Here is a 22,476-nt window from a genome sequence, read left to right as displayed (position 1 = left end):
GCTTCAGTCTAGGTTGCGGCCTTCCGTGCTCGCACACCCGGGTTGTTTGAGCCAAGGATGACCCCTGTCTTACCGTGTCGGATGGTTTCGAAGGGCGCTCCCGCGAAAAGGTGAAGTATCCGGCATTCGACTCGTCGGGGGAGACGCAGACGTGACCACACCTGGGGACCCGAACCAGCCTCGCCCGCGCGAGAACCGTCCCGGCCCGGACGAGCCCGCCCACGAGCCTCCCGTCCAGGAGCCCGGCCAGACGGCCGCGCACGCCTGGTGGGCCGAGGGCGCCGCCGAGGAGCCCGCCCCTGACCGGCCAGCCCGCGAGCGGGGGGAGTCCGCCGGGTCGGGTCAGTCCGGTCGCGAGCAGGGGGAGTCGCCCGCGTCGGAGCCGTCCGGGACGGAGGAGCCCGGGGAGGGTCCCGGGGAGGGGGAGGAGCCGATCGCCCCGGCGCCGCCCGTCGTCCCCCAGCCCGGCACGCCCGCCCCGCCGCAACCCGGCCCCGGCCCCGAACCCCGCCCCGGCCCTGAGCCGCGTCCTGGCCCCGAGCCCGGCCCCGGCCCTGAGCCGCGGCCCAGTCCTGAGCCCCGGCATCCCGATCTGCCCACGGCGCCCGAGACGCCGCCGCCCGCGACGGCCCCCGACGAGGCGGACGCGGAGCGCACGGCGGTGTTCGGCACGCCCGACTGGAACCGTTCCGGCGACACGCAGTCCTACCCGATGCCCGGCTCCACCCCGTCGTACCCCGGCTGGGAAGGCGCCGCCTCGGACGACGAGCCCGGCCCCTCGGGCCCCCGCACCCCGTCCCGCTACGACCCGGCCCCCTCGGACCGCCCCTCCTTCGAGCCGCCGACCCCCGAGACCCCGGACGAGACCAGGGCCCAGGGGACCCCGTACAGCCCGCTGGCCCCTCAGGGAGAGACCCCCCAGGGGCACGAGACAGGCGCCGCGCACCCGTACGGGAGCGGGGCCGCGCAGGAGGGCCCCACGTACGGGACAGGCGCCTCCCAGCCGGAGGGCGCCCCCTACGGCGAGGGCGCGCCGCACGGGGAGGGGCAGGAGCCCGCGGTGCCGGGGACGGCGCCGTCGAGTCCGTACGGGGGAGCGCCGGGGGCGGGCCCGGTGTACGGGGCGCCTCCCGGCGGGGCGTACACGCCGCCGCCCGGCGGGGCGGGGCAGTATCCCCCGGACTGGCGGCCGCCGGGTCAGCCGGGCAGCGGGCTGGCGACGGCGTCGCTGGTGCTGGGCGTGGCGAGCCCGTTCCTGGTGTTCGTCTGCTTCATCGGCCTGCTGACGGCGATCCTGTCGATCGTGTTCGGCATCGTGGCGCTGACCAAGCGGGTGGGGAAGGGCCGGGCGATCACCGGCATCGTGCTGAGCGTCGTGGCGCTGGTGCTGTTCGCGGCGGTGGCGATCTGGTTCTGGAACGTGGTGCAGGAGTGCGCCCAGCTCCCGGGCGGCCTGGCCGACCGGTGCTTCGAGGCGCGGATCCCGTGGATGGGCAGCACGCCGTCCTGACGACGCCGACGTAGCCTTCCGGCGCGTTATAGCGGCAAATATTCGGACAGGTCGGCTCGGGATCCGCTGGCCGCCACCGCCCCCTTCCCCCTGGCCTCCTCCCACGTCATCCGCCCCACCGCCAGCTCGATCCACGTGCGCGCGTCCATCTCGACCACGTTCGGCGGCGTTCCCCGCGTGTGGCGCGGCCCCTCGATCGCCTGTACGGCCGCGTACGGCGGCACGCGCACCTCGACGGTCCGCCCGGGCGCGGCCGTCACCAGCCGGTCCAGCAGATGGCGTACGGCCTGCCGCGCGGCCTCGCGCTCGGGCCGCACCCCGCGGTCGTAGGCGGTGAGCACGGCGGTGACGAGGGCGTCGGCCAGCGCGCCGGCGGGCCCGTCGTAAGCCGGTTGGTCGAGGGCGACGAGCTGGGCGTCGAGTGCCTCGCGGAGCTTCGCTGGATCGAGTTTGCGTGGTGGCACGCCACCATTGTGCTCCCTGGAAGCGTTCACCGCGCCGGAGGGCCTCGTTCACCTGCGGTTTCTCCGGTGACCGTAATGTCCGGCTCGAACGATTGCGCACTACCTTGGAGGACCCTGTGGCGAATCTCTCGCCGCGCCGGCTGCTGCCGCTGCTTTCCACCCCGCACAAGGGTGGCCGATCCGCGATGACCTGCCAGTTCCGGTGCGGCAACGCGTGCGCGCATGACGTGGCCAACACGAGCGGCAACCCGTACTTCGGCGAGGTGGTCGAGCAGGCGCTGTCGCGTCGTGGCGCGCTGCGCGCCGGCGCGCTGGGCGTGCTGGTGGCGGGGGCCGGGCTGGCCGGGGCCGCGCCGGCGTTCGCCGACCCGGGCAGGCCGGAGGCGGCCGGTCACCGGGGCGGCGGCCTGGACTTCACGCCCGTTCCTCCGAACACCGACGACAAGCTGACCGTGCCCGACGGCTACCGGTCCTCGGTCGTGGTGCGCTGGGGCGACCCGGTGCTGCCGGACGCGCCCGCGTTCGACTTCGCCAACCAGACGGCCGACGCGCAGGCCAAGCAGTTCGGCTACAACTGCGACTTCGTCACCCTCTTCCCGATGGGCCGCGACCGTGGCCTGCTCTGGGTGAACCACGAGTACAGCGACGAGAACCTGATGTTCCGCGGCTACACCGGCGGCGCCGCCGCGACCGAGGAGCAGATCAAGATCGCGCTGGCCGCGCACGGCGGCTCGGTGGTCGAGGTGGAGCGCGAGCACCGCAGCGGCGAGTGGAAGCTGGTGACCCGGGGCCGCCGCCGCTACAACCGGCGGATCACCGCGACGACGCCGATGCGCTTCACCGGCCCGGCCGCCGGCAGCGACCTGCTGAAGACCGCGGCCGACCCGGCCGGACTCAAGCCGCTGGGCATGCTGAACAACTGCGCCGGCGGCACCACCCCGTGGGACACGGTGCTGACCGCCGAGGAGAACTTCGACCAGTACTTCGTCAACGGCGACAAGGTCCCCGCCGAGCAGAAGCCGTACGTCCAGCGCTACACGCTCACCACGGGCACGCCGGCCGACAACCGCCGCTTCGACCGGGTCGAGGAGCGGTTCGACCTGGCCAAGCACCCGAACGAGGCCAACCGGTTCGGGTGGATCGTGGAGATCGACCCGTTCGACCCGGACGCGACGCCGATCAAGCGGACCGCGCTGGGCCGCTTCAAGCACGAGGCCGCCACGACGACGCTGGCCAAGGACGGCCGCCTGGTCGTCTACATGGGTGACGACTCCCGGTTCGAGTACGTCTACAAGTTCGTCTCGAAGGAGCGCTACCGCCGGGGCAACGACCGGCACAACCGGAGCCTGCTGGACGAGGGCACGCTCTACGTGGCGCGGTTCACCGGCGACAGCCCGGCGGAGGAGATCGACGGCTCGGGCAAGCTGCCGTCCGACGGCGCCTTCGACGGCGCCGGCGAGTGGATCCCGCTGGTCAGCGGCAACGAGTCGCACGTCGAGGGCATGACCGCGGCCGAGGTGCTGGTCTACACGCGCGTGGCGGCCGACAAGGTCGGGGCCACGAAGATGGACCGCCCCGAGGACGTGGAGCGCAACCCGGTCACCGGCGCCGTCTACGTCGCGCTGACCAACAACACCAACCGCACCCCGGCGCAGGCCGACGAGGCCAACCCGCGCGCGAACAACAAGCACGGCCACGTGCTGGAGCTGGTCGAGCGGCGCGGTGACGCGGCGGAGACGACGTTCGCCTGGTCGGTGCCGCTGGTCTGCGGCGACCCGAACGACTCCGGCACCTACTTCGCCGGGTTCGACAAGACCAAGGTGTCGCCGATCTCCTGCCCGGACAACCTGGCCTTCGACCGTGACGGCAACCTGTGGATCTCCACGGACGGCAACAAGCTCGGCAGCCACGACGGCCTGTTCGTCATGCCGGTGCGCGGCCGGGACCGGGGTCACGTGCGGCAGTTCCTCACGGTGCCGGTCGGCGCGGAGACCTGCGGCCCTATGATCACGGAGGACCAGCGCAGCGTGTTCGTCGCGGTGCAGCATCCGGGCGAGGTCGACGGCGCGAGCCCGGACAAGCCCGCCAGCCGCTGGCCCGACGGCGACCAGCCGCGCCCGGCCGTCGCGGTGGTGTGGCACGCCAGGAACAAGAAGATCGGCAGTTGACGTCAAGTTAACTTGAGGTCCTAGGCTCCTCTCCATGAGCATGGAGATGACGGCCTGGCACCAGGTGTACTCGCTGAACAACCGCCCGGAGCGTCGCCAGATATCGAAGGCGACGCTCCGTCGCGTCTGGGGGTTCGCCCGGCCGCATCGCCGCAGGATCACGTTCTTCCTGGCGCTGAGCGTGGTGATGGCGGCCCTGGCGGTCGCCCCGCCGGTGCTGGCGGGCCGGGTGCTGGACGCGATCGGCGCGGGCAAGCCGATGAGCGTGGTGCTCGGGCTGGCGGGCCTGATCGCGGGCCTGGCGGTGGCCGAGGCCGGGCTCGGGCTGCTGACCCGCTGGCTGTCGTCGGGGCTGGGCGAGAACCTGATCCTGGACCTGCGCACGGCCGTCTTCGACCACGTGCAGAAGATGCCGATCGCGTTCTTCACCAGGACGCGCACCGGCGCCCTGGTCAGCCGGCTCAACAACGACGTGATCGGCGCGCAGCGGGCGTTCACCGACACGCTGTCCAGCGTGGCCGGCAACGTGGTGACGCTGGTGCTGGCGCTGACCGTGATGATCGGCATCTCCTGGCAGATCACGCTGCTGGCGTTGCTGCTGCTGCCGGTGTTCGTGCTGCCCGCGCGCCGGATGGGCGTGCGGATCGCCCGGCTGCGCCGCGAGGCCGCCGACCACAACGCGGCGATGGGCACCCAGATGACCGAGCGGTTCTCGGCGCCGGGCGCGACGCTGGTCAAGCTGTTCGGCCGGCCGCGTGCCGAGTCGGCCGAGTTCGCCGCCAGGGCCAGGCGGGTGCGCGACATCGGGGTGCGCACGGCCATGACGCAGTCGGTGTTCGTCACCGCGCTGACGCTGGTCTCCGCGCTGGCGCTGGCCCTGGTGTACGGGCTCGGCGGCTTCTACGCGCTGCGCGACCAGCTCGACCCGGGCTCGGTCGTGGCGCTCGCGCTGCTGATCACCCGCCTCTACTCGCCGCTGACCGCGCTGGCCAGCGCCCGGGTGGACGTGATGAGCGCGCTGGTCAGCTTCGAGCGCGTCTTCGAGGTGCTCGACCTCGAACCGCTCATCAAGGACCGGCCCGGCGCCGGCCAGGTGCCCGACGGACCGGTCGGGGTCGAGTTCGACAACGTGCGCTTCGCCTACCCGTCGGCCGACAAGGTGTCGCTGGCCTCCCTGGAGGAGGTGGCCGCGCTCGACAGCCGGGGCGGCGTCGAGGTGCTGCACGGCGTCTCGTTCCGGGCCGAGCCCGGCCAGATGGTCGCCCTGGTGGGCTCGTCGGGCGCGGGCAAGTCCACCATCGCCCAGCTCCTGCCCCGCCTGTACGACGTGGACGAGGGCGCGGTGCGGATCGGCGGCGTGGACGTGCGTGACCTGACGGCCGACTCCATCCGCGACACGCTCGGCATGGTCACCCAGGACGGGCACCTGTTCCACGACTCGATCCGGGCCAACCTGCTGCTCGCCCGCCCCGAGGCGGACGAGGAGGAGCTGTGGGAGGTGCTGCGCCGGGCCAGGCTCGCCACGCTGATCGAGTCGCTGCCCGACGGCCTCGACACGGTGGTGGGCGAGCGCGGCTACCGGCTGTCGGGCGGCGAGCGCCAGCGGCTGACGATCGCCCGCCTGCTGCTCGCCAGGCCCCGCGTGGTCATCCTGGACGAGGCCACGGCCGCGCTCGACTCCACCTCCGAGGCCGCCGTGCAGGAGGCGCTGGCCGAGGCGCTCGACGGGCGGACCGCCGTGGTGATCGCGCACCGGCTGTCCACGATCCGCGCCGCCGACGTCATCCTGGTGATCGAGGACGGCCGGGTCGCCGAGCGCGGCACGCACGCCGAGCTGCTGGCCGCCGGGGGCCGCTACGAGGAGCTCTACCGCACTCAGTTCGCCGACCCGGCCATCGCCGCCGCCTGAGGCTCCCCGGTCGTACGGTCCGCGCGCAGCGTGCGGAGCGCGACCGGGATGCCCGCCAGCACCACGACGGCCGCGATCACCAGCGTGAACCGGTAGGCGTCGAGGAAGGCGGCGAGCGGCGGCCCGTCGCCCGCCGCCTGCCGGGAGGTCAGGATCGCGCCCAGCACGGTGATGCCGAGCAGCCCGAACACCTCTCTCGACACGTTGAGCACCCCGGACGCCACCCCGGACCGGCCGGTGGGCATCCCGCTGAGCACGGCCGCGGTCAGGGGCACCAGCAGGCCGCCGCCGAGCCCGTACAGGACGAACCACGGCAGCACGTCCGCGTAGCCGCCGTCGGCGCCGACGCCGGAGATCAGGTAGATCGCGGCCGCCATCAGCGCCAGCCCGAGCGCCACGGTCCTGCCGATGCCCAGCGCCGCGCCGATCCGCTGCGACAGCACCGCGACGACGCCCATGACCAGCGCCATCGGCACGAACGCGGCCCCGGCCTCGGTCGGGCTGAAGCCGAGCACGTTCTGCAGCCAGAGCGCGCTGAAGAAGTAGATGCCGAACACGCCGAACGACCAGATGCCGCTGGTGATCACGCCGCCGGTGAACCGCCTGGCCCGGAAGAGCGACAGGTCGATCATCGGCTCCGCCGCCCGCGCCTCGACCAGCAGGAACGCCACCGCCGACACCGCCGTGACGGCGAACGCGGCGAGGATCTCCGGCGAGGTCCAGCCGGCCGCCTCGCCCTCGATGAGCGCGTAGGTCAGCGCGAACAGCGCGATCGCGGAGGTGGCCAGGCCCGGCAGGTCGAGGCTGTGCCGTACCCGGGTGAAGGCCGGCCGCACCGCCCACAGCGCCAGCCCGAGCGTGGCGACGCCGATCGGCACGTTGATCAGGTAGATCCAGCCCCAGTGCCAGTTCTCGCTGATGAAGCCGCCGGTCACCGGGCCGAGGGCCATGGACAGCGCCCCGGCCGCGCTCCAGATGCCGACCGCGCGGCCGCGCTCGGTCCCATCGGGGAAGATCTGCGTGATCAGTGACAGCGCGGTCGGGGTGAGCAGGGCCGCGCCGACGCCCTGCACCGCGCGGGCGGCGATCAGCGAGCCGCCGTCGGTGGCGAGCCCGGCGGCCAGCGAGGCCAGTGTGAAGACGCCGAGCCCGGCGGCGAACACCCGGCGCGCGCCGAACACGTCGGCCAGCCTGCCCCCGGCCAGCATCAGCCCGGCGAACACCAGGATGTAGCCGCTGACGATCCACTCCAGCCCGGCCAGCGTCAGCCCGAGCTCCCGCTGGATCGTCGGCAGGGCGACGTTGCCGACGTTGTTGTCGAGATACGTCATGAACGTGCCGAGCGTCACCGCGCCCAGCGCCCACCATCTGCGCTCCACGAACCCTCCTATACGACGTACTTGTACGACGTATAGGGAAACTCGTACGGCGTATAGTTGTCAACCGTGATGGGAAAGCTCACCGCGGACGCGATCGTCGAGCGGGCCCTGCGGATCGGCGACGCCGAAGGGCTCGACGCCGTGACCATCAGGCGGCTCGCGACCGACCTCGGTGTCACGCCGATGGCCCTCTACTGGCACTTCAAGAACAAGGACCGGCTCCTGGAGGGCATGGCCGACCACCTCGTCGCCGGGTTCGCCCCCGCGCGCGACGACGAGCGGCCGTGGCAGCAGCGGCTGCGCGAGGTCCTGACCGGCCTGGTCCGCGTGCTGCGCACCCACCCGTGCGCCAAGAGCGTGCTGGAGCAGGTCGACCAGAGCGCGGTGCCGAGCTTCCTGGCCGTGTGGGACGACGCGCTGGGCCTGGCCAGGTCCGCCGGGTTCTCCATGGAGGAGAGCTGCCTGATCTCCAAATACCTGCTGCAGAGCGCCATCTCCATCGCCGACGCCCCGGTGCACTTCACCGCGAGCAATACCCCGGAGGAGGTCGCCGAGCTGGTCCGGGTCAAGCGCCTCGGCCTGCAGTCGCTGCCCGCCGCGACCTACCCGAACCTGGTGGAGATGGCCGGCCCCCTCGTCCAGCCCGACCCCGAGCTCTACGACACGTTCGGCGTCGACCTCGTCCTCGCGGGCATAGAAGCCCTGGCGGCCAGACGCTAGGGTCCTGGCCATGACCTTCGAGCTGGTATGCGAAATCGAGCCGCCCACCACGCCCGACCTCAAGCGCGTCCGCCACCAGATCGGCACGCTGAGCACGATCGCCCACTCGTTCCTGATCCCCGACAACCACATCGGCCGCGCGACCGTCTCCAGCGTCGCCGTGGCGCACGAGGTCGAGGCGATGGGCGGGCGCAGCATCGCCTGCCTCAACTCGCGCGACCGCAACCTGCTCGGCTTCCGCCGCGACCTGCTCACCGCCGCCGCCTACGGGGTGGACCAGTTCCTGTTCGTCTACGGCGACAAGCCGACCAGCGGCAACCGCACCAGCGACCTGACCGTGCGCTCGATGATCGACGAGGCCCGCGCGTTCTCGCCCGGCCTGCGCGTCGGCGCCGCCGCCGGGCTGCGCCCGCTCCCGGCCTGGAAGCGGGCCGCCGACTTCCTGTTCCTCCAGGCCGGCTTCTCGCTGGAGGCGCTGCTGCGCTGGCGTGAGGCCAACCCGGTCGACGTCCCGGTCTACGCCGGCGTGCTGGTCGTGGCCAGCGCCGGTCACGCCCGCGCCCTGTCGGTCGCCATCCCCGACATCGCGATCCCGGACGAGCTGGTCGCCCGGCTGGCCGACGACCGCATGGCCGGCGTCGAGGCCGCCTGCGCCCAGGTCCTGGCCGTCCGCGACAGCGGCGCCTTCGCCGGGGTGCACCTGATCCCCGTCAGCCGCTACCGCGACGTCGAGTCCCGCCTGTCGGCCGCCCTCAGGTGACCTTGCGCGAGCGGGCCAGGGCGGCCAGCACAGCCCCGGCGACCGCGACCGCGAACAGCACCGCGTACGTGCGCTGGAAGCCCTGCATGAGCTGGTCCACCGCGACCGGCGAGAGCGTCGACAGGGTGCCCGCGTAGACCTGCGCGCGCACCTCGGGCCCGACGGCGCTGCCCAGGACGCTGAGCGACAGGCCGATGCTGAGCACCACGCCCACGTTCATCACCATGAGCCGGAAGCCGTTCACCACGCCCAGGCTGCCGCTGGGCAGGGCGGCCATGACCTGCGTGGTGTTGCCGGTCAGGAAGGCGCCGCTGCCGCACCCGGCCACGAACAGGCCGATCCCGATGATCCAGTACGGGGTGCCGGGGTCGGCCGTCAGCATCAGCACGCCCAGGCCGGTGGAGCTCATCAGCGCGCCGCCGATCGACAGCGCGTACGGGGAGACGCGGCGGCCGAGCGCGCCCACGACGGGGGAGGCCACCGCCATGCCCACCGGCACCGGCAACACGCTGAGCCCGGCCGCGAACGGGTCCACGCCCCGGGCCGCCTGGAAGTACAGCGCCACCACGAGGATCAGCGCGGCCCGGGCGATCGCGTTGCAGAACGACGCCAGGTTGGCGCACGCCAGCATCCGCCCGCCGAACAGCCGCACGTCCAGCACGGGGTGCGAGGCCCGCCGCTCGACCAGCACGATGACCGGGACCAGGACGACGAACACCGCTGCGCCGGCCAGCACGACCGGGCTGGTCAGCCCGCCGGAGCCGGCTTCGGAGAGCGCGAGCAGGATGGCCGACAGCGCGGCGAACACCAGCGCGTTGCCCAGCGCGTCCACCGGCTGCTTGGGCCCGCGCGGCATCTTGCGCAGCGTGACCGCCCCCCAGACCACGGCGATCACCCCTGCGGGCACGTTCACCCAGAAGATCCACTGCCATCCGGCCGTGGAGGCGATCAGGCCGCCCAGCGTGGGTCCGGCGAGCTGGGCCACCGACAGCGTGCCGATGTAGACGCCCATGCCCTGGCTGAGCTTCTCGGGCGGGAACGCGTCGGTGATGATCACGGTCCCGTTCGCCAGGATCATCGCCGCCCCGACGGCCTGCACCACCCGCATCGCAACCAGGAACCACACGTCGGGCGAGAGCCCGGCGAGCAGCGACGCCACCGTGAACAGCGCGAACCCGGCCAGGTAGACCTCCCGCCGGCCCAGCAGGTCGGCCACCCGCCCGAAGAACACCAGGCTCGCGGTGTTGACCAGCAGGAACGCCAGCAGGATCCATCCCGACTCGAACGGCGTGGCCTGGAAGTGCCGGACGACCGCGGGGAGCGCCACGTTGAGCGTGCTGCCCGCGATGCCGATGAGGACGAGCCCCAGGCTGGTGACCGAGCAGACGCGCCACGCGTAGCGCATCCTGGCATGTTGATCGGGGGAGATCGCGACCATGCCTTCAACTATGACGTACGACGTACGTCCACTTCGCGGCGGGGTGAGGGAAATTCTAGAAAACAGTTCAGCGGGCCCGCCGGCGCAGCCCGTCCAGGTCGTGGACGACCACGCGCCGCCGTCCGGTCTCGATCAGCCCCCGGTCGCGCAGCGAGCGCAACGCCTTGCTGACGGCCTCGCGCGACGCCCCCGTCCAGCCCGCCAGCTCGTCCTGCGACAGCGGCAGCGCCACGCGCAGCCCGCCCGGCGTCTGCTCGCCGTAGCGCTCGGCCAGCTCGATCAGCCGCGTCGCCACCCGTCCCGTCGTGTCGAACGCGCCGTACTCGATCCGCTTGCGGTCGGAGTCGCGCAGCCGCTCGGTGACCAGCCGCAGCAGCAGGACGGCCACCCGCCCGTGATCCTGGAGGAAACCGGTGAAGTCGCGGATCACCACCCCCGAGACCGGCTCCAGCGCGGTCACCGTGGCCGAGCGCGGCGAGCCGTCGATGGCCGACATCTCGCCCAGCAGCGCGCCGGGACCGCGCACCGCGAGCACCACCTCGGTGCCGCCGCTCGTATGGGACGAGACCTTGACCCGGCCCGCGGTCAGCACGAGCACCCAGTCGGAGGTGTCGCCCTCGGTCATCACCGTCGTCCCGCGCTCCCACCGTCGCGGCCGCCCCGCGGCGAGCACCGCCTGGACCTCGTCGGGAGTGAGCGTGGACAGGAACTCGCCGGCCTCTGGCGTCATGCGCCCGATTATGTCCGTACGGAGCGGCGGGCAGCTATGCCATTTCTGTGAGAACGTACGCCTCCACGGGCTCCTCCTTGCCCTTGAGGCTCAGCCTGCCGAGCGGATCGACCCGGGCCCCCGCGCCGAGCTGCTTGAGCGTGGTCGCGCCGATCACCACCGTGCCCGGCTCGGCCAGCGACTGGAGCCGGGCCGCCACGTTCACGCAGTCGCCCATCGCGTTGAAGCCGCGCAGCTCGGGGCTGCCGATGTTGCCGACGAGCGCGGGCCCGGTGTTGACCCCGACGCGGAACGTCGGCCACTCCACGGCCGCCCCCGCCACCTCCCGCGCAACCTCGGCGGCGGCCCGCTGCATGGCGAGCGCCGCCCGGCACGCCGCCCTGGCGTGGCCCGCCTGCGCCGCCGGGGCGTTGAACACCGCCAGCAGCGCGTCACCGACGAACTGCACGATCGTGCCGCCGTTGGCCAGGATGCACGGCACCGCCGCCGTGTGATAGCGGTTCAGCATCTCCACGATCTCGCCCGGCGTCACCCGCTCCGAGAACGTGGTGAACCCCTTCAGATCGGCGAACAGCGAGGTCAGCTCCTGCAACCGGCCGCCCAGCGCCGCCTGGCCCGGATCGGCGAGCAGGGCGTTGGCCACGTCCGGCGACATGTACTGGCGGAAGAGCGTGTTGAGCTCCCGGTAGAGGCGGGCGTTCTCCAGCGAGATCGACAGCTGCCCGGCCAGCGTGGCGGCCAGCGCCTCGTCGTGCGCGCCCCGCCCGGCGGGCACCTCCAGCACCCCGGCCAGCCGGTTCTTCACCGTCAGGGGGTAGGCGACCAGCTCGTCGCGGCGGATCGGCGCATTCGTGGTGAAGTGATACTCGCGCGACCCGATCCGGGTGCGGCCCTCGGAGACCAGCCCGATCCGCACGTCCCCGTACGCCTGCCTGACCCGGTCCAGGGCCGTGGCCAGCAGCTCGGTCTCGGGCAGGCCGACGCGGGTCCTGGCGCCCACGTCAACCAGCGCGGCCAGCCGTTCCGACAGCGCCCGCTCGTCGGCCAGCGCCCGGCCGGCCCGGTCGAGCACCGCCGCCTGGCCCTCGTTCAGCCGGAACTTGCCCGACAGCCGGGTCGCTGCCAGCGGCTCGCCCCGCCGCACGTGCTCGACGAGCTCCTCCAGCGCCCGGTCGTAGTCCTGCTGGATGCGCCGCACCGTCGCCGAGAGCGTCACCGAGTCGAACAGCCCGGCGCCCGACCCCTCCCGCCTGAACTGCAGGTAGGCGCTGTAGGCGACGAACCCGAACGCGAACGTCAGCAGGACGTGCCACTCCCACCACGTCAGATGCCAGTTGAGCTGCGACATCCCGGCGACCATCGACTCGGCCAGCAGCGCGTAGGCGGTGATGAGGCTGATCAGCATGGCCGACGGCCGCCGCCGGTGCAGCAGGAACATCATCACCCCGGCCGCCGCGAACAGCGCCAGCCCCGGCAGCGACCCCCACGCCACCCACCCGGCGGGCGACCCCTCCGGCGGGCGGCTCAGCGGCGTCCAGCCCGGCAGCAGCGAGGCCAGCCCCCACAGCACCATGAACCCGAACAGCGCCCCGCGCACCGCGTGCTGCGCCTTCAGCACCGCCCGCGCCGCCCGCTCGCCCAGCGGCAGCGCCGAGGCGAACGCGAACCCCGAGGCCACCGTGAGCCCGGCCATCTGCCCCAGGTCGAACCCGAGCGACCCCTTGGGCAGGATGATCTGCGGCGTCGCCAGCCCGTGCATGAAGAAGAACCCGGCACTGCTGACGAACACCATCGAGACCAGGAACAGCCGGGCGTCCCGCCGTCGCCGCGACGCCTCGCTGATCAGCGTGCCCAGCACCACGTTCAGCCCGGCCACGGCGACGATCAGCCAGAAGTGGCTGGGATTGTGGTGCCACATGACGTTCAGGTCCGGCTGGGCGAGCAGCAGCCACAGCCCGAGCATGGGCAGCGCCAGATGGATGACCCAGACGACTCCGCGCACGGGTTGCGTGGCGGGCGGCAGGTAGGGGGCTGACACGCCCCTGATTATCCACGGGCGGGGCCGGGGGCCACTGTGTTGTTTTACGGGTTCGACACTTCTTGACCCGTCAAGTGACGTCAGCCCGTTCTGTCACGCTGTGTTTCGTGATAGATACGTTATGTCACTTCTGCCATCCGATGGAACGGTTGAAACGTGAATCTCATGTTCAACATGAACATCACCTGTTCTTCGGAAGGAAAGCCGTGGCTCTCAAGGTTCGGGGTGGGCGCTCGCTCGCCCTCGTCTCCGCCGGCGCGCTCGCCGCTTCGCTGCTCACCGTGGGTGGCGTCGCGACCGCCTCGTCCGTCTCCTCCGCGGCCGGTGAGGTGACCGCCTGCGTGCACAAGAAGTCCCGCTACGCGCGCATCGTCAACCCGACGGCCAAGTGCCGGACGACCGAGATCCGCATGATCATCGGCGGCGGCGAGACCCAGCCCGCCCTCTCCTCGGGCACCCGCGGCCAGGCCGGCCCCCGCGGCCCCCAGGGACTCCAGGGCCCGAAGGGCGACGCCGGCCCCGTCGGCCCCCGCGGCCCCCAGGGCAAGCAGGGGCTCCCCGGCAAGGACGGCGCCCCCGGCAAGGACGGCCAGCAGGGTCCGGCAGGCAAGGACGGCCAGGACGGCAAGCCGGGCCTTCCCGGCAAGGACGGGCAGCCTGGGCCGAAGGGCGACACCGGCCCCCGCGGCCCCCAGGGCCCGAAGGGTGACCCGGGCGGCGCGGCCAACCTCTCCACCTACGTGGAGACGGCCTCCATCAAGAACGGCTCCGGCACGGCCACCTGCAAGAGCGGCGACCTGGCGACCGGCGGCGGCTTCTCCGTCGACTGGCGCTACCAGGTGACCGCCAGCATGCCCAGCGGCGGCAACGGCTGGACGGTCCGGGCGAGCAAGGGCAACGACAACGACTACGACGTCAACAGCAAGAGCGCCCAGCCCGAGGTCTCGACCCAGGGCGGCAACCACGGCTCCGCGGGCTCGGTCTACGTCGTCTGCCTGAAGTCCTAGGCACCACACGAAAGTCCCAGGCACAACACGAAGGGCCGGTACGGCATCCCGTACCGGCCCCTTTGGCGTGGATCAGCCGAAGATGGCCGGCAGCGCGCCCGTGTGGGTGTCGCGCAGCTCCGAGACCGGAACCTCAAGCACGTCCTGCACCACCAGCGACTCCCCGCCGGTGACGCCGAGCCCGTAGCACGGGACCTCGTGCTCGGCGCAGAGGGCGGCGAACTCGTCGAACGCCTCCGGCCGGACCGCGACGAGCGCGCGGGCGGCCGACTCGCTGAACAGGTCGGTGAACGGCTCGCCGCTCAGCGACACGGTGGCGCCGATGCCGCGCGCCAGGCACGCCTCGGCCAGCGCGATGGCCAGCCCGCCGTCGGACAGGTCGTGGGAGCCCTCCAGGAGCCCGCGCCGGGCGGCCTCGACGAGCACGGTGGCGAGCGAACGCTCGGCCTCCAGGTCGGCCTCCGGCGGCAGCCCGCCGAGGTGGCCGTGGGCGACGTGCGCCCACTCCGACCCGCCGAACTCGGCGGCCGTGTCGCCCAGCAGCGCGACGCGCAGCCCTTCGGCGACGAACCCGGTGGGCACCCGCTTGGCCACGTCGTCGATGACGCCGAGCACGCCGACGACCGGCGTGGGGTGGATGGCGGTGGAGCCCGTCTGGTTGTAGAAGGACACGTTGCCGCCGGTCACCGGCACGCCGAGGGTGCGGCAGGCGTCGGCCAGGCCGCGTACGGCCTCGGCGAACTGCCACATGACCTCGGGGTCCTCGGGGGAGCCGAAGTTGAGGCAGTTGGTGACGGCCAGCGGCTTGGCGCCGGTGACGGCCACGTTGCGGTAGGCCTCGGCGAGCGCGAGCTGGGCTCCGGCGTACGGGTCGAGCTTGGCGTAGCGGCCGTTGCCGTCGGTGGACAGCGCGATGCCCCGGGTGGTGGGCTCGGCCCCGGCGATGGCCTCGGAGATGCGCAGCATCCCGGCGTCGGCCGGCTGGGCGAGCACGGTGTTGGAGCGCACGTAGCGGTCGTACTGGTCGGTCACCCACGCCTTGGACGCCAGGTTGGGCGAGCCGAGGAGCTGGAGCAGCGTGGCGCGCAGGTCGGCGGGCCGCTCCAGCGCGTCGGGGGTGTCGGCGTTGAGCGCGGCCTGCCCGGCGGGCTCGTGGAAGGGCCGCTCGTAGACGGGGCCGTCGTCGGCGGCGGTGCCGGGCGGGATGTCGACGATGGTCTCGCCGTGCCAGGTCATGACGAGGCGGCCGGTGTCGGTGACCTCGCCGATGACGGTGGCGGGAACGTCCCACTTGGCGCAGATCGCCATGAACGCCGGGATGTCGGAGGGCCGGACGACGGCCATCATCCGCTCCTGCGACTCGCTCATCAGGATCTCCTCGGGGCGCAGCGAGGGATCGCGGAGCGGGACCTGGTTGAGGTCGACGTGCATGCCGCCGGTGCCCTTGGCGGCCAGCTCGGTGGTGGCGCAGGAGACGCCGGCCGCGCCGAGGTCCTGGATGCCGACGACGACGTCGGCCGCGTAGAGCTCCAGGCAGCACTCGATGAGCAGCTTCTCCATGAACGGGTCGCCGACCTGCACCGCGGGGCGCTTGGCCTGCGACTCGTCCTCGAACGTGGCCGAGGCCAGCACGGAGGCGCCGCCGATGCCGTCGGGGCCGGTCGAGGCGCCGAACAGGACGACCTTGTTGCCGGGCCCGGGGGCGGTGGCGAGCTTGATCTGGTCCTTGCGCAGCAGGCCCACGCAGAGGGCGTTGACCAGCGGGTTGCCGATGTAGCAGGGGTCGAAGGCGACCTCGCCGCCGATGTTGGGCAGGCCGAGGCAGTTGCCGTAGTGGCTGATGCCCTCGACCACGCCGGGCAGCACGCGCCGGGTGTCGTCCTGGTGGGCGCCGCCGAACCGGAGGGCGTCCATGACCGCGATCGGGCGGGCGCCCATCGACATGATGTCGCGCACGATGCCGCCGACGCCGGTGGCGGCGCCCTGGTGCGGCTCGACGTAGGACGGGTGGTTGTGCGACTCGATCTTGAAGGTGGCGGCCCAGCCGTCGCCGATGTCGACCACGCCGGCGTTCTCGCCCATGCCGACGAGCAGCGCGTCGGACTTGGGTGCCTTGGTGGCGAACTGCTTGAGATGCACCTTGGACGACTTGTAGGAGCAGTGCTCGGACCACATGACGCTGTAGATGGCCAGCTCGGAGCCCGTGGGCCGGCGGCCCAGGATCTCCTTGACGCGGTCGTACTCGTCCTGCTTCATCCCGAGCTCGGCGAAGGGCATCGGCTCGTCGGGCGTGCTCTCCGCTCGCTTGACGGAGTCGGTGGTCATGCGTTCACCAGCTTCTTGAGGATGGAGGTGAAGAAGCCGAGGCCGTCGGTGCTCGGGGCGCCGACCAGCTCCTCGACCGCGTGCTCGGGGTGCGGCATGAGGCCGACGATGTTGCCCGCCTCGTTGCGGATGCCCGCGATGTCGTTCATGGCGCCGTTGGGGTTGCCGCCGACGTAGCGGAACACGACCTGGCCGTTGGCCTCGATCTCGGCCAGCGTCTCGGCGGAGGCCACGTAGCGGCCCTCGCCGTGCTTGACCGGCAGCGTGATCTCCTGGCCCTGTTCGAAGGCGTTGGTCCAGGCCGTGTCGGTCGACTCGACGCGCACGCGCTGGTCGCGGCAGACGTAGTGCAGGGAGGCGTTGCGGGTCAGCGCGCCGGGCAGCAGGTGCGCCTCGCACAGGATCTGGAAGCCGTTGCAGGTGCCCAGCACGGGAAGGCCCGCGCGGGCGGCCGGGATGAGCTCCTCCATCAGCGGCGCGAACCGGGAGATGGCTCCGCACCGCAGGTAGTCGCCGTAGGAGAAGCCGCCGGGCAGGAAGACCGCGTCGACCCCCTTCAGGTCGTGGTCGGCGTGCCACAGCGGCACCGCCTCGGCGCCCACGAGGCGCACGGCCCTGGCGGCGTCCTGGTCGTCGAGTGTGCCGGGAAACGTGACTACGCCCACACGGGCAGCGCTCATGACTGTCGTCCCCTCCGAGGAAATGAGCACACGCCACCGTCTCTTCGGGGCGGACGGCGGGCGGCGCTCCCTAGGGTAGCCGGTGCTTTCGTGTGTTCCTCGTCACGCCCCGCACCAGCGGAGACGTCAGACGGCGGCGAGCTGGCGGGAGCGGGCCTCGGCCGCGTCGTCCCAGGCGAGCAGCTTGCGCAGATGGACCGTGGTGCCACGGCCGGGCGTGATGCCGAAGGAGATCTCGTCGACGACCGAGCGCATGATCAGCAGGCCGCGGCCGTTCTCGGTGTCGGCGGGCGGGAAGTGGAGCGGCACGGAGGGCAGGCCGCCGCCGCTGTCGGCGACGCGCACGTCGCAGCGGCCGTAGCCGATGGCGGCCGTGACCTCGTAGCGGTTGGCGGGACCGCCGTGACGCACGGCGTTGGAGCAGGCCTCGGAGACCGCGAGCAGCATGTCGGCAATGCAGGGCTCGCTCACATGCAAGGATCGCATGGCATCGCCAAGCACCCGCCTGACCATCGGGATGCCGATCGCATCCCGGGGCAGTGCCAACGAGAACTCAATGTCCACCGGACTCCTCCGGGCTCCGGAATGTCACCTGGAGTAGGTTTCCCCGTGAAATCGGGGCTAACCGCAAAATCACGCTGTTGTTATTTGGGCTTGGCGAACCCGTGGCATTGTGGCACGCCGGAATGCGGCTTTAGCCGTACAAGGCCATTTGAGGTGTGAAATATGCCGTTCTACGCCTCGACGCGGACCGTGTAGTCCTCGATCACGGTGTTCGCCAGCAGAGTCTCCGCCATCTTTCGGACGTCCGCAATAGCGGCGTCGTCGGCGGGACCCTCCAGCTCGATCTCGAAGCGCTTGCCCTGCCGCACGGCGGACACACCCGAGAAACCCAGCCGGGGCAGCGCACGGGCGATGGCCTGGCCCTGCGGGTCGAGAATCTCGGGCTTCAGCATGACGTCTACGATGACGCGCGCCACTGCGTTCCTCCTGGGTACGGCGGGGTTGGCAAAGGACAGCCTACCGGCGCGTGTTTGCGTGCGGCACAACGGGAACGGGGACATCATGGGGCTTGCGCGGAGGGCTGTGACGTCTGCCACGATGGCCCCAAGCGCGTACGAACCACCACCAAATGGTCCGGACGCTCAGAAGGCCGGCCACCGGTGGCAACCCCGTCCGGACCGGCCCCGACCGCACAGGAGTGGCACGTGACCGTCGACGCCTCTCGTGGTGCCGAAGCACCCCCGGAGCTCGTCCAACTCCTCACGCCGGAAGGAGAGCGGGTCCAGCATCCCGACTACGACATCGACCTGACCCCAGAAGAGGTCAGGTCCCTCTACCGCGACCTGGTGCTCGTCCGGCGCGTGGACCTGGAGGCCGTGGCCCTGCAACGGCAGGGCGAGCTCGGCATCTGGGCCTCGCTCCTCGGCCAGGAGGCCGCGCAGATCGGCTCCGGCCGCGCGCTCACCGACGCTGACATGGCCTTCCCCACCTACCGCGAGCACGGCGTGGCCTGGTGCCGCGACGTCGACCCGCTCAAGCTGCTCGGCCTGTTCCGCGGCGTCAACCACGGCGGGTGGGACCCCAAGGAGCACAACTTCCACCTCTACACGATCGTCATCGGCAGCCAGACGCTGCACGCCGTCGGCTACGCCATGGGCATCCAGCGCGACGACGCCACCGCCGCCACCATCGCCTACTTCGGCGACGGCGCCACCTCCCAGGGCGACGTCAACGAGTCGTTCATCTGGGCCAGCGTGTTCAACGCGCCGATCGTGTTCTTCTGCCAGAACAACCAGTGGGCCATCTCCGAGCCGCTGGAGAAGCAGACCCGCATCCCGCTCTACCGCAGGGCGTCCGGGTTCGGCTTCCCCGGCGTGCGCGTCGACGGCAACGACGTCTTCGCCTGCCTCGCCGTCACCCGGGCCGCGCTCAAGAACGCCCGCGAGGGCCAGGGCCCGACCATGATCGAGGCGTTCACGTACCGGATGGGCGCCCACACCAGCGCCGACGACCCGACCCGCTACCGCGTGGCCAGCGAGCTGGAGGCGTGGAAGCTGAAGGACCCGATCGAGCGGGTCAAGTCCTACATGTTCAAGAACGAGCTGGCCGACCAGGCGTTCATCGACGAGATCGAGGCCGAGGCCGAGCAGCTCGGCGCCGACCTGAGGGCCCGCTGCCTGGCGATGCCCGACCCGGAGCCGCTCGCCATGTTCGAGCACGTCTACTCCGAGCCGCACGCGCTGATCGACGAGGAACGAGCCCAGTACGCCGCCTATCTGGAGGGGTTCGAGAGATGACCGTGCTGAGCCTTTCCAAGGCGCTCAACGAGGGCATGCGCAAGGCCATGGAGGACGACCCCAAGGTCCTCATCATGGGCGAGGACGTGGGCAAGCTCGGCGGCGTGTTCCGCGTCACCGACGGGCTGCAGAAGGACTTCGGCGAGGACCGGGTCATCGACACGCCGCTGGCCGAGTCGGGCATCATCGGCACCGCGATCGGCCTGGCGCTGCGCGGCTACAGGCCGGTGTGCGAGATCCAGTTCGACGGCTTCGTCTTCCCGGCCGCCGACCAGATCATCACCCAGCTCGCCAAGATGCCCATGCGCTCGCTCGGCGCGATCAAGCTCCCTGTCGTCGTACGCATCCCGTGCGGCGGCGGCATCGGCGCGGTCGAGCACCACAGCGAGTCGCCCGAGGCGTACTTCACCCACACCGCCGGGCTGCGCGTCGTGGCGTGCGCCAACCCGGCCGACGCCTATTCGATGATCCAGCAGGCGATCCAGAGTGACGACCCGGTCATCTTCTTCGAGCCCAAGCGCCGCTACTGGGAGAAGGGTGAGGTCGACACCACCAGCACCGACTGGTGGACGCCCCTGGACCGGGCCCGCGTGGTGCGCCCCGGCGCCGACGCGACGCTGCTCTGCTACGGGCCCATGGTCAAGACCTGTCTGGAGGCCGCCAAGGCCGCCGAGGAGGACGGGCGCGACCTGGAGGTCGTGGACCTGCGCTCGCTCAACCCGCTCGACACGCCGGTGGTCCTCGACTCCGCGCGCCGCACCGGCCGCGTCGTCGTCGTCCACGAGGCCCCGGTCAACAACGGGTTCGGCGCGGAGCTGGCGGCCCGCGTCACCGAGCAGTGCTTCTACCACCTGGAGTCGCCGGTGCTGCGCGTCGGCGGCTTCTCCACCCCCTACCCGCCGTCCAAGCTGGAGGAGCACTACCTCCCCGACCTGGACCGGGTGCTCGACGCCGTCGACCGCGCCTTCGGCTACTGAGGGGGATCCCGCACTGATGCGACGCGAATTCAAGCTCCCGGACGTCGGCGAGGGGCTGACGGAGGCCGAGATCGTCCGCTGGCACGTCAGGCCGGGCGACGAGGTCAAGGTCAACCAGATCATCGTCGAGATCGAGACCGCCAAGTCCATCGTCGAGCTGCCCATCCCGTGGAACGGCCAGGTGGCGGACCTGCTCGCGGACGAGGGCCAGACGGTGGACGTCGGCGGGCCGATCATCGCCGTCGAGACCGGCGAACCGGGCGAACCGGGCGGTCCCGGCGGCTCCGCGGGCGCCGCCGGCCAGCAGGCGGCCGCCCTGGCCGAGGACCTGGTGCCCACCCCGCCGGCGGAGGGCGCCGTCGAGCCGGGCGCCCACGGCAGCCCCGCGCCCAAGGAGGAGCGCCAGGCCGTCCTGGTCGGCTACGGCGTCAAGACCGGCGCGGCCCGCCGCCGCACCCGCAGAGCGCCGTCGACGATCCCCGCCGACCCGGTCGCCAACCCGTCCCGCGTGGAGCTGGAGGGCCCGCCTTCCACGGCCCCCCAGCCCCCGTCCGAGCAGCCCCCGGCGTCTACGGACCCGGCCAGAGTGGCGGCGCTGGCCAAGCCGCCGGTCCGGAAGCTGGCCAAGGACCTGGGCGTGGACCTGACCACCCTCACGGGCACGGGCCCCCACGGCTCGATCACCCGCGAGGACGTCCACGCTGCGACCGCCCGGCCGCCGCAGCCGCAGCAGCAGGCTGCGACGGCCAGGCCGCAGGCGGGCGAGGAGCGCATCCCCGTCAAGGGCGTGCGCAAGATGACCGCCCAGGCGATGGTCGCCAGCGCGTTCACCGCCCCGCACGTCACCGAGTTCCTCCAGGTGGACGTCACCGAGACGATGGACGCGGTCAAGCGGCTGCGCGCGCTGCCCGACTTCGCCGAGGTCAAGGTGTCGCCGCTGCTGCTGGTGGCCAAGGCCGTGCTCACGGCGGCCCGCCGCCACCCGATGATCAACTCGTCCTGGGACGAGGCCGCCCAGGAGATCGTCGTCAAGCACTACGTCAACCTGGGCATCGCCGCCGCCACCCCGAGGGGCCTGGTGGTGCCCAACGTCAAGAACGCCCACGAGCTGACCCTGCCCGGCCTGGCCGCCGAGCTGGGCAAGCTCACCGAGACCGCCAGGGCGGGCCGCACCCAGCCGGCGGAGATGGCGGGCGGCACCATCACGATCACCAACGTCGGCGTCTTCGGCGTCGACGCCGGCACCCCGATCCTGAACCCGGGCGAGTCCGCCATCCTCGCCTTCGGCCAGGTACGGGACATGCCCTGGGTGGTCGACGGCGCGCTCGCCGTACGGAAGGTGACGACCCTGGCCCTGTCGTTCGACCACCGGGTGGTCGACGGCGAGCTGGGCTCGCTGTTCCTGCGCGACGTGGGCGCGATGCTGGAGGACCCGCTGCGGATGCTGGCCTGGAGCTGATCGCGGGCCGGGAGGGGACGCCCCCTCCCGGCCTCTGTAGGGTGGCGCCATGATCCGCCACATCGTGCTGTTCACCTGGACCGAAGACGCCACGCTCGCCCAGAAGGCGGGGGTGCTGGCCGCGCTGCGCGGGCTGCCGGGCGTCATCCCGCAGATCCGCTCCTACACGGTTGGCATGGACGCGGGCATCAACCAGGGCAACCACGAGTTCGCCGTCGTCGCCGACTTCGACTCCGAGGACGACTACGTGACCTACCGCGACCACCCGGAGCACCAGAAGGTGATCGCCCATCACGTCAAGCCGATCCTGGCCTCGCGCGCCGCGGTGCAGCTGGAGCTCTAGAGCCAACGCCGTTCAGTTAAGGGAGAGGGCTGTTCGTCAAGACCGGTGAACAAAGCAGCGGAGCCGCTGTAAGAGGTCTGTCACTCCAAGACATCCTCACCACAGGAGCTCCGCTGTTGGAACAGGTTGCCACACATCGAACGGCCGGGGTAGCGCCAGGGGTGTTCGCGCCGGGACATCTGGGTGAACTGACCCGGATCATTCCGTTCGAGATGGTCGATGATGTGCTGGCGCAGACCCGTGCGCATGAGCGCAGGGTCCGCCTGGTG

At 71.9% G+C, this 22,476-nt stretch carries 20 protein-coding genes; 11 read left to right on the top strand and 9 right to left on the bottom strand.

The features are described from left to right. Positions 1-151 precede the first annotated feature (151 nt). The gene (locus tag ACBI99_RS23880) at positions 152-1,510 is read left to right on the top strand and encodes a hypothetical protein (protein ID WP_375073506.1); all 1,359 of its coding nucleotides are present in this window, start codon (positions 152-154) and stop codon (positions 1,508-1,510) included. Positions 1,511-1,536: 26 nt separating this feature from the next. Here the strand turns inward: ACBI99_RS23880 and ACBI99_RS23875 are convergent, their stop codons facing one another. Next, positions 1,537-1,974, bottom strand: coding sequence for a sterol carrier family protein (locus ACBI99_RS23875; RefSeq protein ID WP_357583665.1), 438 nt, complete (start codon positions 1,972-1,974; stop codon positions 1,537-1,539). Positions 1,975-2,090: 116 nt separating this feature from the next. Here ACBI99_RS23875 and ACBI99_RS23870 point away from each other — a divergent pair, with 116 nt between their 5' ends. Together ACBI99_RS23870 and ACBI99_RS23865 are read left to right on the top strand one after the other, a co-directional pair. Continuing rightward, positions 2,091-4,142, top strand: coding sequence for a PhoX family phosphatase (locus ACBI99_RS23870; RefSeq protein WP_357583666.1), 2,052 nt, complete (start codon positions 2,091-2,093; stop codon positions 4,140-4,142). A 34-nt stretch (positions 4,143-4,176) separates the two neighbouring features. Beyond that, on the top strand, positions 4,177-6,051 hold the full coding sequence (locus tag ACBI99_RS23865; RefSeq protein ID WP_219506518.1) for an ABC transporter ATP-binding protein: 1,875 nt from the start codon (positions 4,177-4,179) through the stop codon (positions 6,049-6,051). Here ACBI99_RS23865 and ACBI99_RS23860 read toward each other — a convergent pair. Then, the gene (locus tag ACBI99_RS23860; RefSeq protein ID WP_357583670.1) at positions 6,018-7,430 is read right to left on the bottom strand and encodes a DHA2 family efflux MFS transporter permease subunit; all 1,413 of its coding nucleotides are present in this window, start codon (positions 7,428-7,430) and stop codon (positions 6,018-6,020) included. The two genes, ACBI99_RS23865 and ACBI99_RS23860, sit on opposite strands and share 34 nt — an antisense overlap. A 69-nt stretch (positions 7,431-7,499) precedes the next feature. Here ACBI99_RS23860 and ACBI99_RS23855 point away from each other — a divergent pair, with 69 nt between their 5' ends. Beyond that, a complete protein-coding gene (locus tag ACBI99_RS23855) occupies positions 7,500-8,150 on the top strand; it encodes a TetR/AcrR family transcriptional regulator (RefSeq protein ID WP_375073646.1) in 651 nt (216 codons plus the stop codon). 10 nt (positions 8,151-8,160) lie between these two features. Continuing rightward, on the top strand, positions 8,161-8,910 hold the full coding sequence (locus ACBI99_RS23850; RefSeq protein ID WP_375073505.1) for a methylenetetrahydrofolate reductase: 750 nt from the start codon (positions 8,161-8,163) through the stop codon (positions 8,908-8,910). On the opposite strand, the gene ACBI99_RS23845 is transcribed toward ACBI99_RS23850, so the two are convergent. From ACBI99_RS23845 to ACBI99_RS23835, 3 genes are all read right to left on the bottom strand, one after another. Then, positions 8,903-10,348, bottom strand: a complete 1,446-nt coding sequence (locus ACBI99_RS23845) for an MFS transporter (RefSeq protein ID WP_219506515.1) — start codon at positions 10,346-10,348, stop codon at positions 8,903-8,905. The two genes, ACBI99_RS23850 and ACBI99_RS23845, sit on opposite strands and share 8 nt — an antisense overlap. A gap of 67 nt (positions 10,349-10,415) precedes the next feature. Beyond that, entirely contained in the window at positions 10,416-11,078 is a 663-nt protein-coding gene (locus ACBI99_RS23840) for a Crp/Fnr family transcriptional regulator (protein WP_219506514.1), read from the bottom strand. 34 nt (positions 11,079-11,112) lie between these two features. Continuing rightward, on the bottom strand, positions 11,113-13,116 hold the full coding sequence (locus tag ACBI99_RS23835) for an adenylate/guanylate cyclase domain-containing protein (protein ID WP_357583676.1): 2,004 nt from the start codon (positions 13,114-13,116) through the stop codon (positions 11,113-11,115). A 206-nt stretch (positions 13,117-13,322) separates the two neighbouring features. On the opposite strand from ACBI99_RS23835, the gene ACBI99_RS23830 reads away from it, so the two are divergent. Beyond that, entirely contained in the window at positions 13,323-14,123 is an 801-nt protein-coding gene (locus ACBI99_RS23830) for a hypothetical protein (protein WP_375073504.1), read from the top strand. Positions 14,124-14,195: 72 nt separating this feature from the next. On the opposite strand, the gene purL is transcribed toward ACBI99_RS23830, so the two are convergent. The 4 genes from purL to purS form a co-directional block, all read right to left on the bottom strand. Further along, entirely contained in the window at positions 14,196-16,448 is a 2,253-nt protein-coding gene (gene purL / locus ACBI99_RS23825; protein WP_375073503.1) for a phosphoribosylformylglycinamidine synthase subunit PurL, read from the bottom strand. Next, positions 16,445-17,128: a phosphoribosylformylglycinamidine synthase subunit PurQ gene (gene purQ, locus ACBI99_RS23820; protein WP_219506511.1), complete on the bottom strand. Its 684-nt coding sequence runs from the start codon at positions 17,126-17,128 to the stop codon at positions 16,445-16,447. The genes purL and purQ overlap by 4 nt, the downstream gene beginning before the upstream one ends. Positions 17,129-17,254: 126 nt before the next feature. Then, the gene (locus ACBI99_RS23815) at positions 17,255-17,641 is read right to left on the bottom strand and encodes an ATP-binding protein (protein ID WP_219506592.1); all 387 of its coding nucleotides are present in this window, start codon (positions 17,639-17,641) and stop codon (positions 17,255-17,257) included. A gap of 221 nt (positions 17,642-17,862) precedes the next feature. Next, a complete protein-coding gene (purS, locus tag ACBI99_RS23810; protein ID WP_219506510.1) occupies positions 17,863-18,108 on the bottom strand; it encodes a phosphoribosylformylglycinamidine synthase subunit PurS in 246 nt (81 codons plus the stop codon). A gap of 228 nt (positions 18,109-18,336) precedes the next feature. Between purS and pdhA the strand changes: the two genes are divergently transcribed. The 5 genes from pdhA to ACBI99_RS23785 form a co-directional block, all read left to right on the top strand. Further along, positions 18,337-19,428, top strand: a complete 1,092-nt coding sequence (gene pdhA, locus ACBI99_RS23805; RefSeq protein WP_219506509.1) for a pyruvate dehydrogenase (acetyl-transferring) E1 component subunit alpha — start codon at positions 18,337-18,339, stop codon at positions 19,426-19,428. Beyond that, on the top strand, positions 19,425-20,405 hold the full coding sequence (locus ACBI99_RS23800; RefSeq protein WP_375073502.1) for an alpha-ketoacid dehydrogenase subunit beta: 981 nt from the start codon (positions 19,425-19,427) through the stop codon (positions 20,403-20,405). The genes pdhA and ACBI99_RS23800 overlap by 4 nt, the downstream gene beginning before the upstream one ends. 16 nt (positions 20,406-20,421) lie before the next feature. Next, on the top strand, positions 20,422-21,864 hold the full coding sequence (locus ACBI99_RS23795; protein ID WP_357583683.1) for a dihydrolipoamide acetyltransferase family protein: 1,443 nt from the start codon (positions 20,422-20,424) through the stop codon (positions 21,862-21,864). Positions 21,865-21,913: 49 nt separating this feature from the next. Continuing rightward, complete coding sequence (locus ACBI99_RS23790; RefSeq protein ID WP_219506504.1) at positions 21,914-22,207, top strand: Dabb family protein; 294 nt, start codon at positions 21,914-21,916, stop codon at positions 22,205-22,207. Between the two features lie 113 nt (positions 22,208-22,320). After that, positions 22,321-22,476 (top strand): transposase domain-containing protein (locus tag ACBI99_RS23785; protein ID WP_375073645.1); only part of this gene is annotated, 156 nt, incomplete at its 3' end.

It is taken from the genome of Nonomuraea sp. ATR24 (genome assembly GCF_041950485.1).
Taxonomy (GTDB): Bacteria; Actinomycetota; Actinomycetes; order Streptosporangiales; family Streptosporangiaceae; genus Nonomuraea; species Nonomuraea ceibae.
Note: the sequence above shows the minus strand (reverse complement) of the source record. Positions and strands in the feature narration are given on the sequence as shown.

Coding starts and splice junctions, on each gene's coding strand:
- ACBI99_RS23865 (WP_219506518.1), top strand. CDS start 4,177: ATGAGCATGGAGATGACGGCCTGGCACCAGGTGTACTCGCTGAACAAC.
- ACBI99_RS23855 (WP_375073646.1), top strand. CDS start 7,500: ATGGGAAAGCTCACCGCGGACGCGATCGTCGAGCGGGCCCTGCGGATC.
- ACBI99_RS23850 (WP_375073505.1), top strand. CDS start 8,161: ATGACCTTCGAGCTGGTATGCGAAATCGAGCCGCCCACCACGCCCGAC.
- ACBI99_RS23845 (WP_219506515.1), bottom strand. CDS start 10,348: ATGGTCGCGATCTCCCCCGATCAACATGCCAGGATGCGCTACGCGTGG.
- ACBI99_RS23840 (WP_219506514.1), bottom strand. CDS start 11,078: ATGACGCCAGAGGCCGGCGAGTTCCTGTCCACGCTCACTCCCGACGAG.
- purL (WP_375073503.1), bottom strand. CDS start 16,448: ATGACCACCGACTCCGTCAAGCGAGCGGAGAGCACGCCCGACGAGCCG.
- purQ (WP_219506511.1), bottom strand. CDS start 17,128: ATGAGCGCTGCCCGTGTGGGCGTAGTCACGTTTCCCGGCACACTCGAC.
- ACBI99_RS23815 (WP_219506592.1), bottom strand. CDS start 17,641: ATGGTCAGGCGGGTGCTTGGCGATGCCATGCGATCCTTGCATGTGAGC.
- ACBI99_RS23800 (WP_375073502.1), top strand. CDS start 19,425: ATGACCGTGCTGAGCCTTTCCAAGGCGCTCAACGAGGGCATGCGCAAG.
- ACBI99_RS23795 (WP_357583683.1), top strand. CDS start 20,422: ATGCGACGCGAATTCAAGCTCCCGGACGTCGGCGAGGGGCTGACGGAG.
- ACBI99_RS23790 (WP_219506504.1), top strand. CDS start 21,914: ATGATCCGCCACATCGTGCTGTTCACCTGGACCGAAGACGCCACGCTC.